Genomic DNA, 11,892 nt, shown 5'->3' with positions numbered 1-11,892 from the left:
GGGTGGCGGCGATGAGCAGCGCTGCCGATCCGGCCCGCACGTCCTGGACCGGACGCCGGGGGCCGTTGCTGACCCTCAGCCTGATCGTCGGGGTGTCGCCCTTCGCGACCGACATGTACATCCCGGGGCTGCCGGCCATCGCCCGCGACCTCGACGTCTCGACCGCCGCCGTCCAGCTCACCCTGACCGCGTTCCTCGTCGCCTTCGCGGTCGGGCAGATCGTCGTCGGACCGATCAGCGACGGGGTCGGACGACGCCGGATCCTGCTCGGCGGGACGGCCCTCTTCGCCGTCGCCGGACTGGTCTGCGCGATCGCCCCCGACATCGTGACCCTGGTCGTCGCCAGGGTCGTGCAGGGCCTCGGTGGAGCCGCCGCCGCGGTGGCGGGTCGGGCGATGGTCGGTGACGCGGCCACCGGGACCGAGCGCAGCCGGCTGTACTCGACGCTCGCGGTGGTCAACTCGGTCGGGCCGGTCGTCGCACCGCTCGCCGGCGGGGTCGTGCTGTCGTTCTCGACCTGGCGCGGTGCGTTCGTGGTGCTCGCGGTCCTCGGCGCCGTCCTCACCATCGCGGCCGCACGGTCCCTGCCGGAGACCCTCGTCGAGCCGACCCCGGGCGGCCGGTCGCCCCGCGCCGTGCTCGGACGGATGGCCGAACTGCTGCGCATCCCGCGGTTCCGCTGGTACCTCGTCACCGGGTGCTGCGGGACCATCGGGTTCTTCTCGTACATCGCCACGTCGTCGTTCGTGTTCCAGCAGCAGTACGGCTTCGGCGAGGGGCTCTACACGCTCGTCTTCGCCTCGAACGCGTCGTGCATGATCGTGTCGACCCTGGTGTTCCGGCAGCTCGTCGGCCGCGTCGCCGAGGACCGGCTCTACACGATCGGTCTCGCCGTCGGCACCGTCGGGTCGGTGCTCGTCCTGCTCGGCGCGGTCAGCGGTGCAGGCGCGGCCGTGGTCTGGCCGGCGCTGGCACTCGTCACCGCCGCGTGGGGCTGGGTGATCCCGGGGTCGATCACGCTGACCCAGGCGCTCGGTCACCGGCACCCGGGGACCGCCTCGGCGCTGGCCGGTGGGCTGACGTTCGGGCTCGGTGGGTTGGCGACGCCGCTCGCCGGGGCGCTCGGCGGCACCGCGACGGCGATGGGCGGGATGATGGCCGGGTTCATCGCACTCGGGCTGGTCGTGCAGGTCTGGGCATCGGCGCGGGACCGGCGGCGGGTGGTCGGCTCGCGGTGAGGGTCGGGTCGGGTCGCTTCGTCCGCGTTCCGGCTGACACGTCGTCGTGGTGGGCGTCCCTAGGGTGGAGCGATGCCGACGTTGAACCGCATGCCCGTCCTGCTCGCCACCGGCTCGATCGCCATCCCCGTCGCGGAGGCCCTGGTCGCCCTGCCCTCCGCCGTGCTGCAGCGGATCGAGGCGTCGCCGATCGACCCGGACCTGGCGGACACGGCAGCGTTCTCCGAGGCCTACGGGTTCCCGGTGTCCGGTGGTGCGAACTGCATCGTCGTCGCGGGCAAGCGCGGCGACTCCGTGACCTACGCGGCGTGCGTCGTGCTCGCGTCCACGAAGCTCGACGTCAACCGGACCGTCAAGGGGCTGCTCGGCGCCCGGAAGGTCAGCTTCGCGCCGATGGACGACGCGGTCGAGCGCACCCGGATGGAGTACGGCGGGATCACGCCGATCGGGCTGCCCGCGGACTGGGCGGTGTACGTCGACTCCCGGGTGATCGAGGCGCCCGAGGTCGTCATCGGGGCAGGTGTGCGCGGAGCGAAGCTGTTCCTGCCGGGTGCGGTGCTCGCCGAACTGCCGCGGGTCGAGGTCGTCGAGGGGCTGGCGGTCGAGCCCGACTCGCCCGCCTCGCCTGCACCGCCGACCGGGCCGACCGAGCCGGCCCCGTCGGCCTGACCGGCGCCGGTCAGTCCTGGGGGTGGACCAGGCAGAACGGGTGCCCCGCCGGGTCGAGGTAGACCCGGAAGGTGTCGGTGCCCTCGCCCGTCGCCCGCGCGCCGATCGCCAACACGGCCTGTTCTCCGACGTCGAGGTCGTCCACCTTCACGTCGAGGTGGACCTGCTGCGGAACGCTCTGCCCCGGCCAGTCCGGGGCCCGGTAGTCGTCGACGCGCTGGAGGGCGAGCAACGGTCGGTGTCCGGCGAAGGGCAGGACCACCTCGGCCCAGTCCTCGTCGTAGGCGACGATCTCGCCGCCGAGGACGGCGGCGTAGAAGCGAGCGAGGGCGCGGGTGTCCGGGCAATCCAGGACGACGACGTCGAGTGTGCCGATCATGGCCGTCACCGTAGTCCTGGTCCGGCAAGATGGGTCTCGGGGGGAACATGAACGATGCACGTGACCACGACCACGACCGCGGACCGGACGACGGTCCCGAGTCGCAGCCGGACGAGGACCGGGGTGCACCTGGTCCCTACGGGCTCGACGCTGCCGTCCCGGGCCGGACGACCCCGGCGCCGCCCGCCCAGTCCACACAGGTGACCAACCGGTCGTCGAGTGTCGTCGTGGCGTTGCTGATGCCCGTTGCCCTGGTCGTGGGCTTCGCGTTCCAACTCGGGGCGAGCCTGCAGCAGACATTCGGATCCGGAGAGCCGACCCCGGGCACCACACTGGCCGTCCTGCTGGGCGTCGCCATCGCCGTCGGGATCCCGGCAGCCGTGCTCGTCGTCGAGGTCCGCGAACGCCGGAAGGACCGCAGCCGGTCGTCGGCGGCGATGATCGCGGCGATCGTCGTCCTCTGCATCGCCGGGGCGTTGGACGGAACGGCGCTGCTCAACACGATCGGCACCACCGCCCAGCACGCCCAGCGACGCGCCCAGCCGGCCACCGCGGCGGAACGCCACTTCGGTGACCGAGACGCTGCCGGGGAGCTGCGGGAGCTGGGTGCCCGCACCGCTGCGCTCCTGCAGTCGGACCTGGACCCCGCGGGCGCCGAGGTGACCAGGCAGGAGTGCCCACTCCGCAACGACGAGCCGGGCACGTCCTTCATCTACGACCTCCGCCGCCCCGATGAGGGTTCCACGGCGGCACCGACCGCGCCGACAGCGGAGGAGCGGACTCGGTTCGACGCCGTGGCTGCGCTCTGGTCGGGTGCGGGCATCAGCCAGGATCCGCCGAGTACTGAGCATCCGGAGGAGCTGAACGGCTCGTCGACGTGGACCGTCCGTGCCGTCGCCACGACCTCCGGCGAGGTGTTCATCAGCACCGAGTGCCTGGCCGAGCCTGGGTGAGCCTCGCCGCGCCGCCGCCCCACTGCGTCGCGGCCACCGACGGAGAGCGGGACGGCGCGGGTCAGCGGCTGGCGGCGGTCAGCGCCTTCGTGATCCGCTGCAGTGACACGGTCTCCGCCGTGCCGAGCTCCTGCGCGAAGAGACTGAGGCGGAACTCCTCGAGCATCCAGCGTGCGTGCACGAGCTCCGGGTGCGAGCCGACCGACGGCGGGAAGGCCCCACCCGCCTCGACGTAGCGCTCGGTGGCCCCGGTGACCTCGCGCATCCAGCTCGCGTCACGGCCCGGGTTCTGCAGCAGCTTCGTCACGCGGGCCTCGATGCCCTGCAGGTACACCCGGATGCGTCGCAGCCGATCGAGCCCCGCCACCGAGACGAACCCGGCGAACACCAGGCGCTCCATCTGCTGCCGCATGTCCGACAGTGCGGGCAGCAGCGCCATGTTCGTCGCCTGCTTCATCGCGCGCTCGGCGTTCCGCTGCGCGGTCAGGACGGCGGCGACCTCGGAGACGGCGATGAACATCGTGTCGACGACCGTCGACGACACGGTGTCGCGCACCTGGTCGAACGCCGCCCGTGTGAACACCATCCCGTCGGGGTGCGTCCGGCGGATCCCGGCGTCGACCACGGCGGCCAGGACGTCGTCGAACAGTGCGTTCGTCGACGGGTAGGGGCTCGCGGCCAGGGCGAGCTTCTCCTGGGCAGTGAGGTGCTGCTGGATGTACGACACCGGGGAGGGCACGGCGAGCATCACGAGGCGTCGGACCCCAGCGGGCATCTGCACGGCGCGGTCGCCCGGCGTCGCGAGGAGTTGCACGCCGACCGTCGCCTTCGGGCCGGAGCCTTCCTCGACCAGGGCCGGGTACGCGCGGATGACGCCGCCCGCCTGCTTCGTGTCGAGGACCTCGGGCAGGTCCTGGTCCGGCCACGCGGTGAGGCCGGACCGTTCGATGCGGCGGCCGGAACCGGCGTCGGCGACGCGGGATGAGCCTCCCGACCGCTGTGTGGCGGCGGCGACGCTCTGCTGGGTCCGGTCCTTCAGCTTCGTCTGCAGGGCGGACAGGTCCTTGCCGGCCTCGACCCGGCGCCCGCGTTCGTCGACGACCGCGTAGGTGGGCAGCAGGTGCGACGGCACCCGGGACATGTCGAAGTCCGTCTCCGACACGGGCACGTGCACGAGCCGTTGGATCGTCTTCGCCAGGGTCGCGCGGAAGCTCTCGGTCGGCGTCGTCGGGGCGTCGTCGGGGAGTTCGGTGACGATCTTCTCGGCCCAGTCGGCAGCCGGGACGACGTTCTTCCTGATCTGCTTCGGCAGGGCCTTGATGAGCGCGGTCACCAGCTCCTTGCGGAGTCCGCGCACCTGCCAGTCGAAGCCCTCTTCGCGCATCCGCGGCAGGACGGCGAGCGGCACCTGCACGCTGACACCGTCGTCCTCGGCGCCCGGCTCGAACCGGTACCGGACGGCGAGGCGCTGGTCGCCGCTCCGCCACTGGGTCGGGTACTCGGCGTCGTCCTCGGCGGCGGAGGCAGCGGACTCGTCCAGCAGATCCTCGCGCCGCATGGTGAGGAGGTCCGGCTGGTCACGCCGGGTCCGGCGCCACCAGCCCTCGAAGTCCCGGGTGGTGGCGATCTCGGCCGGGATCCGCGCGTCGTAGAACTCGACGACCGTCTCGTCGTCGAGCAGGATGTCGCGGCGGCGCGTGCGCTCCTCGAGCTGTTCGAGTTCGCGGCGGAGCTTCCGGTTCGACCGGTCGAACGCCTGCTGTGACTCCCACTCGCCCTCGACCAGGGCGTGCCGGATGAACAGCTCACGCGAGTGCACCGGGTCGATCCGGTTGTACTGCACGCGTCGGCGCTGCACGATCGGGACGCCGAACAGCGTCACCCGCTCGTAGGCGACGACGGCGCCCTGCTTCTTCTCCCAGTGGGGTTCGCCGTAGGTGCGCTTGAGCAGGTCACCCGCCAGCGGTTCGACCCAGGCGGTGTCGATGCGGCCGACGGTCCGGGCGAACAGTCGGCTGGTCTCGACGAGCTCGGCGGCCATCACGGCGTCCGGCTGCTTCTTCGCCAGGACGCTGCCGGGGAAGACCACGAACCGGGTGTTGCGCGATCCGAGGTAGTCGCGCTTCTCGCGGTCGCGGAGCCCGATCTGGCTGAGCAGGCCGGCGAGCAGGGCGCGGTGGACCGAGTCCGGGTCGTCCTTGCGTTCCGTGCCGACGTGGATGCCGACCTGCTTCGCCGCGCGGGACAGCTGGCGGTACAGGTCCTGCCACTCGCGGATCCGCAGGTGGTTGAGGAACTCGGCCTTGCACATCCGGCGGAACGCGCTCGACGACAGTTCGTCCTGCTTCTCTTCCAGGTAGTTCCAGAGGCCGAGCAGCGTCAGGAAGTCACTGGTCGGGTCGGCGAAGCGGCTGTGCAGCTGATCGGCCTGGGCACGCTTCTCGAGCGGACGCTCGCGGGGGTCCTGGATGCTCAGCGCCGAGACGATCGCGATGACCTCGCGCCCGACCCCCTGCCGGCTCGCCTCGAGCACCATCCGGCCGAGCCGCGGGTCGATCGGCAGGCGGGTGAGCTGCTTGCCGGTCTTCGTGATCGCGCCCTCGGTGTCGACGGCACGGAGCTCACGGAGCAGGTCCAGACCGTCCTTCACACCACGGGAGTCCGGCGGCTGCAGGAACGGGAACGACTCGATGTCCCCGAACCCGAGCGAGATCATCTGCAGGATGACGGCTGCCAGGTTCGTGCGGAGGATCTCCGGGTCGGTGTACTCCGGACGGCGGTCGAAGTCGTCCTCGGAGTAGAGCCGGATCGCGATGCCCGCACTCGTGCGACCGGCACGGCCGGAGCGCTGGTTGGCGGACGCCTGCGAGATCGCCTCGATCGGCAGCCGCTGCACCTTCGCCCGCGGGGAGTACCGCGAGATGCGGGCGGTGCCGGTGTCGACGACGTACTTGATGCCGGGGACGGTCAGCGAGGTCTCGGCGACGTTCGTGGCGAGCACGACACGTCGGCGGAGGCCCGGGGTGTTCGACCGCTGGAAGACCCGGTGCTGGTCCGCTGCGGACAGGCGCCCGTAGAGGGGGAGGACCTCGGTGCCCGGGTAGTGCTTGCCCTCGATGGCGTCCTGCGCGTCGCGGATCTCGTTCTCGCCGGACAGGAACACCAGGACGTCGCCCGGGTCTTCCCGCGCGAGTTCGTCGAGTGCGTCGGTGATGCCCTGCAGGGTGTCACGGTCGTCGGCGTTGCTGCCGCTGTCGCCGGTGCGGGAGTCGGACTCGTCGTCGTCGGAGTCGTCGCCGGTGTCCTCGGCCACGAGCGGCCTGTACCTGATCTCCACCGGGTACGTGCGGCCGGAGACCTCGATGATCGGGGCATCGTCGAAGTGCTTGGAGAAGGACCCCGGGTCGATCGTGGCACTCGTGATGATGAGCTTGAGATCGGGGCGCCGGGTGAGGAGCCGCTTGAGGTACCCGAGCAGGAAGTCGATCGTCAGGGATCGCTCGTGGGCCTCGTCGATGATGATCGTGTCGTACCGCTTCAGGTCGCGGTCGAAGTGGATCTCGTTGAGCAGGATGCCGTCGGTCATCACCTTGATCCGGGTGGCGGCACTGACCTTGTCGGTGAAGCGCACCTGGTAGCCGACCAGGTCGCCGAGCTCGCCGCCGAGTTCTTCCGACACCCGTTCCGCGATCGTGCGCGCCGCGATGCGTCGAGGCTGGGTGTGGCCGATGCTCTCGCGCCCGAGCTCGAGGCAGATCTTCGGCAGCTGCGTCGTCTTTCCCGACCCCGTGGCACCCGCGACGATGACGACCTGGTTGTCGCGGATCGCAGCGGCGATGTCGTCCCGCCGCTGCGAGACGGGCAGCTCGGGCGGGTACGTGATGACGGGGGGATTCGACATGAGCATTCCAGGATACCGTCCGGGCGCGCCGTGCTCAGCCGTGCCGGACACTGAGCTGACCCAGCAGGTCGTCCGTGTTCCGTGCCGGTAGCGCACACACACGGTCGTGGCACACGTAGGTCACGCCGTCGAGTCCGTCGCGGCCGTCGAACAACGAGAAGCCCGCCGCGGCCCACTCCGCCGCCTGCGCTCGCATGAGCACGGCGACGAGTGCTCCTGGACGTCGGGCTGTCCGGACGGCGTCGAGCATGCTCGCGACCGTCGGATCTGACCGCTGGTCCGCCACCAGGACGACCTCTCGGGAGGGTCGCTGCAGCGCCAGCGCCAGACCCAGTGCATCGGCGTGCCCGAGCGGCCGCTCCACACCCGTCCGGGCGCGCTCGGCGACCAGCCGCTCGGCGGCGTGACGCAGCTCATCGTCCCCGGTGAGGGCGGACAGCCTCGCCGCAGCACCGGCCAGCGCCACCGTCCCTGATCGCAGGGCCGTCTGCGGCTGTTCGCCGGTCGCGGTGCCCGCGGCAGCCAGGACGGGGTCGACCTCGAGCGCACCGGAGAGTCCGTCGTCCACCAGGGTCCGGGCGATCGTCGCGTACCGCAGTCCACCGGTTGCGAGGGCGAGTTCGAGCAGCCCCTCCGCGAACAACCCCAGGTCCTCCACCGTCGGCGGCGCGGACGAGACACCACGCGGCGTGCTCGACCGGACGACGACGTGGCCGTCGCGGAGGTGACGGTCGATCACGGCGTCGGCGGCGGCGCGTGCGAGGCTGATCATCTCGTCGTCACCCGTGCGAGTGCCCGCCAGCACCAACCCCCGGATCGCGAGTCCGTTCCAGCCGGTGAGCACCTGGTCGTCCAGCGGCGGCGGATCGATCCGGGCGCGTTCATCGCGGGGCAGCCGGTACCACTCGCCCTCCACCCGACGGCCGTCGATCGTCGACTCGCTGTCCTGTGCCGCCACGAAGGCGCCGTCCGGTCGGCGCAGGGTGTCCCGGAGGAAGTCCGCGATGCCCCGGGCCCGGTCCGCGTCGGCGACCGCGAGCAGCCCGGCGTTGTCGTAGAGCATCCGCTCGTAGTGCGGGACGGACCAGTCACGACGGGTCGCGTACCGGAACACCCCGCCGTCGGCGTCGGTCAGCTCCGAACCGGCGATGGCGTCCAGGGCACGGGAGAGCAGCGTGCCGGCAGCGCCGTCGCCCTCCGCGGCCGCGTCGCCGAGGAACTCGAGCAACGGGGCGTTCGGGAACTTCGGCGCTCCACCGAACCCGCCGTACGTCGCGTCTTCTGCGCGCTCGAGGTCCGCCACGACCCCGAGGACCGCATCGACCGACGGGAGGCCCGCCCCACCCCCGTCAGGTTGCGCGGCCTGCGCGGATGCCGCGTCCGCCTCGGCACTCTGCCGGATCGCCCGCGCGACGGCTGCCGCGTTCGCGTCGACCTCGTGCCGGCGGTCCCGCCACGCATCGAGCACCGCCGCCGAGACCTGCCCGAACGACGGGTGCTCGCCGACCGGCTGCGGCGGGTAGTAGGTGCCGGCGTAGAAAACCTGCGCGTCCGGCGTCATGAAGACCGTCAACGGCCACCCGAGCTGTTCCGTGAAGGCGCTCGCCGCGGCCATCGCGCTCGAGTCGACGTCGGGCCGCTCTTCACGGTCCACCTTCACGGCGACGAAGTCCTGCCGGAGCATCGCGCCGATCTCCGGGTCGGAGAAGCTCTCGCGCGCCATGACGTGGCACCAGTGGCACGTGGCGTAGCCGATCGACACCAGCACGGGCACGTCACGCTCCCGCGCCTCGGCGAAGGCTTCGGCGCCCCACTCGCGCCAGTCCACCGGGTTGGCGGCGTGCTGGCGGAGGTAGGGGCTGACGGCGGTCCCGAGCCGGTTGTCGTTCATGCACCCAGCGTGCCCCGCGCGGCCTGTGTGGGCCGGCCTCCATGCCGATCTGTGGAGGAGCCGCCGCTGTCCACAGCCCGGTGCGACCAGAGCGAGCGGCCGTCAGGCCAAGGAGCCCGTCAGTCCAGCGCGAGCCACCCGGTCAGGCGGCCGAGCTCCTGCGCGATGTCTGCCGGTGTCCGTCCGTCCGTCTCGACACGGACGACGTCGTCGGCGACGGCATGGTCGAGGTGCCGTGCGGCCTCCGCGCTGTGACGGATCTCGTCGAGGGCAGCCGCACCGCCGGCTCGTCGGCCGAGACGGTCCGCCACCACGTCGTCCCCGGCGCGCAGCAGCACCGCGGTGACGAGGGGGTCCTCACCGATCGCGTCCGCGAGCACGGCGGCCTCGAGGACGGAGACCGTGTTCGTGAAGACGAGCCGATGGTGCCCCAACGCTCGCGTGTTCGCCCACACGGCGGCGAGGTTCCGCGCGGCCAGCTGCGCCTCGGGGTGCTCCTGGTGCGGTGGTGGCCACGCGAGGTCGAGGAAGTCGCCCTCGATGACGACGTGTCGGACTCCGGCTCCCGCGAGCAACTCGTGGAGGGCGACGGCGGCCGTCGTCTTTCCGACGCCGGACCGGCCGCCGATCAGCAGCACCTCCGGACGGGTCGTGGTCGACATCGCGTGCGCCCCTGCCAGGTCCGACGTCAGTCGAGCCCGAGCGACAGCAGCACCATCGCCGCGTCCTCCGGCCCGTAGTCGAACATCCGGTCCCAGAACGGGTCAGCTGCCCACGGGACGTCCCCGTCCGCCGGCGTACGGTGCGCGGTCTCGACCAACCAGTCGATCTCCGGCACGACCGCGTCCGCGAAGCGCGGCGGCACCCATCCGAGCGACCGTGCTGCGGTGGTGTCGAGCACGAACGGCGACGGCACGGACCACGGCGTGAGGCCGACGAACGCGGGGGCGTCCTCGCCGAGCAGGACCTCGTCGAACGTGTGGCCGAGGTGGCCGCCGACGGTCCGGACGATCTCGAGGACACTGGGCGCCGTGTCGTCGGCGACGTTGAGGATCCGGCGGTCGGGCGCGTCGGCGACGAGTCGGACCAGGGACGCTATGCCCGACGCCGCCGTGGTGTGGTCGACGCCGCGGCCCTCGTCAGCGAGCAGGATGCGCTCGCGGCCGTCGAGCACCCGGCGGACGACGAACCACTCGCGGGGCCGGCCGATGCCGACGCCGTACACCTTCGAGGGACGCAGCACCGTGACGGGGGCACCGTGGTCGAGCAGGACCTGTTCGGCGGCGACCTTCGCGGCGCCGTACCCGTCGCGGCTCGTCGGGTCGGCGTCGCCCGCGGCCACCGTGGGCTGGAGTTCGGTGACCGCGCCGCCGAACACCGGCTTGTCGACCGAGTTCGCGTGCCGCCCCTGCTCGTCGGCGTAGACCGCCTTGGACGAGACGAAGACGGTCGATCCCACGTCGTCGAGGAACGGGGCCAGCTGCAGGGCATCGTCGCGGGTCACGCCGACCGTGTCGACGAGCAGGTCCGCGCCGGGACGCAGCAGTTCGCGCAGGAACGCGGTGTCGCGTCGGTCTCCCGGTCGGCCGACCGCACCGCGGGCCAGCAGTTCGTCGGCGACCGGCCCACCGGTGCGGGAGACGACCTCGACCTCCCAGTCGTCGCCGCCCCGGCCGGACACGTCGAGGAGTTCGCGGGCGACCTGGGACCCGATGCCGCCGGTACCGCCGAGGACGACCGCGCGTCTGCTGCTCATGCGGGCAACGCTAGCCCGCCGCGGGGGACCGGCAGCGCCAGCCGAGCAAGGGGACGGGCAGCGCGAGCCCGCCGCGGGGGACGGGCAGCGCCAGCCGAGCAGGGGGCGTCGGCCGGTCAGGAAGCGATCGGCTCCCGCCACCACTCGGCGAGCGACCCGTCGTAGACCCGGACCTTCTTGTGGCCCAGCACCGTGAGGGCCAGGGCGTCCACGCACGAAGCGCTGCCGACACCGCAGTAGGTCACGACCTCGTCCGCCGAGAGGACCGGTGCGAGGGCACGCTTCAGCTCGGGCTGCCGGAGGAGCGCGTTCGACCCGTCGAGCAGCGCACGGACACCGATGGTGGTGCTGCCCGGGACGATCGGCGGGTGGTCGTCGCCCAGGACGGCCGGGTCGGCAGCCATGACGAGCGCAGCAGGTTCGGACCCGTCGACCGCACGGAGGACCCGCGCGCGGTCGGCCCAGAGCGGACGCTCTTCTCCCGCGACGAACGCGTCCGCGGACGGTCGGGGCGTGCGGGACAGCGCGCCGACGCGGACCGGGCGACCCTCGTCGCGCCACTTCGGGAAGCCGCCGTCGAGCACGGCGACGGCGTCGAAGCCGAAGGACCGGAAGATCCACCACAGGCGAGCGCTCCACTCGCCGATGCCGTCGTCGTAGACCACGACCGTGGAGGCCCGGCTCACCCCGAGCGCGCGGGCTGCGGACTCGAAGCGGTCGACCCCGGGACGGGTGAGTGGCAGGTCTGCCTCGGCCGCCGAGAACTCGTCGATGAGGTCGGCGTAGACGGCGCCCGGGACGTGTCCGCGACGCTCGTGGGCGTCGCGGGCGGAGTGCCACGACATGTCGAAGCCGATGCCGTCCGTGTGCACCGAGGCGTCGAGGACGAGGAGGTCGTCCGCACCCAGGTGGTCGGCGAGCCACTGCGTCGACACGAGCGGCGAGGTCAGGACGGGGGCCATGAGCCAAACGCTAATCGAGACCTCCGACTGATGACAGAGATTCAGCAACAGTTCGGAACAGGGCACGGACAGGACTCTGGGCGTCCGCGCGATGTGGCCTGCGACAGCACGGTGGCTTGCGACATGACGAACGCCGACCCGCT

Annotated in this window: 9 protein-coding genes; 3 read left to right on the top strand and 6 right to left on the bottom strand. The window is 72.0% G+C overall.

The window, feature by feature from the left end; all coding sequences use genetic code 11:
• The first annotated feature begins 11 nt into the window (after positions 1-11).
• On the top strand, positions 12-1,238 hold the full coding sequence (locus SOM35_RS13535; protein ID WP_341850140.1) for a multidrug effflux MFS transporter: 1,227 nt from the start codon (positions 12-14) through the stop codon (positions 1,236-1,238).
• A gap of 72 nt (positions 1,239-1,310) precedes the next feature.
• On the top strand, positions 1,311-1,907 hold the full coding sequence (locus SOM35_RS13530; RefSeq protein ID WP_320515810.1) for a YbaK/EbsC family protein: 597 nt from the start codon (positions 1,311-1,313) through the stop codon (positions 1,905-1,907).
• 10 nt (positions 1,908-1,917) lie between these two features.
• On the opposite strand, the gene SOM35_RS13525 is transcribed toward SOM35_RS13530, so the two are convergent.
• Positions 1,918-2,286, bottom strand: coding sequence for a VOC family protein (locus tag SOM35_RS13525; RefSeq protein ID WP_320515809.1), 369 nt, complete (start codon positions 2,284-2,286; stop codon positions 1,918-1,920).
• Between the two features lie 47 nt (positions 2,287-2,333).
• Between SOM35_RS13525 and SOM35_RS13520 the strand changes: the two genes are divergently transcribed.
• Positions 2,334-3,239, top strand: coding sequence for a hypothetical protein (locus tag SOM35_RS13520; protein ID WP_320515808.1), 906 nt, complete (start codon positions 2,334-2,336; stop codon positions 3,237-3,239).
• A gap of 61 nt (positions 3,240-3,300) precedes the next feature.
• On the opposite strand, the gene hrpA is transcribed toward SOM35_RS13520, so the two are convergent.
• From hrpA to SOM35_RS13495, 5 genes are all read right to left on the bottom strand, one after another.
• Positions 3,301-7,140 (bottom strand): ATP-dependent RNA helicase HrpA, encoded by a 3,840-nt coding sequence (gene hrpA, locus SOM35_RS13515; protein WP_320515807.1) that lies wholly within the window; start codon positions 7,138-7,140, stop codon positions 3,301-3,303.
• A gap of 34 nt (positions 7,141-7,174) precedes the next feature.
• Positions 7,175-9,031: a thioredoxin domain-containing protein gene (locus SOM35_RS13510; RefSeq protein WP_320515806.1), complete on the bottom strand. Its 1,857-nt coding sequence runs from the start codon at positions 9,029-9,031 to the stop codon at positions 7,175-7,177.
• Positions 9,032-9,150: 119 nt separating this feature from the next.
• A complete protein-coding gene (locus SOM35_RS13505; protein ID WP_320515805.1) occupies positions 9,151-9,693 on the bottom strand; it encodes an AAA family ATPase in 543 nt (180 codons plus the stop codon).
• Between the two features lie 26 nt (positions 9,694-9,719).
• A complete protein-coding gene (locus SOM35_RS13500) occupies positions 9,720-10,787 on the bottom strand; it encodes an NAD-dependent epimerase/dehydratase family protein (RefSeq protein WP_320515804.1) in 1,068 nt (355 codons plus the stop codon).
• A gap of 116 nt (positions 10,788-10,903) precedes the next feature.
• Complete coding sequence (locus SOM35_RS13495) at positions 10,904-11,749, bottom strand: sulfurtransferase (RefSeq protein ID WP_320515803.1); 846 nt, start codon at positions 11,747-11,749, stop codon at positions 10,904-10,906.
• Positions 11,750-11,892: the final 143 nt, after the last annotated feature.

This window comes from Curtobacterium sp. CFBP9011 (assembly GCF_034045095.1).
In the GTDB taxonomy this organism is placed as follows: domain Bacteria; phylum Actinomycetota; class Actinomycetes; order Actinomycetales; family Microbacteriaceae; genus Curtobacterium.
Note: the sequence above shows the minus strand (reverse complement) of the source record. Positions and strands in the feature narration are given on the sequence as shown.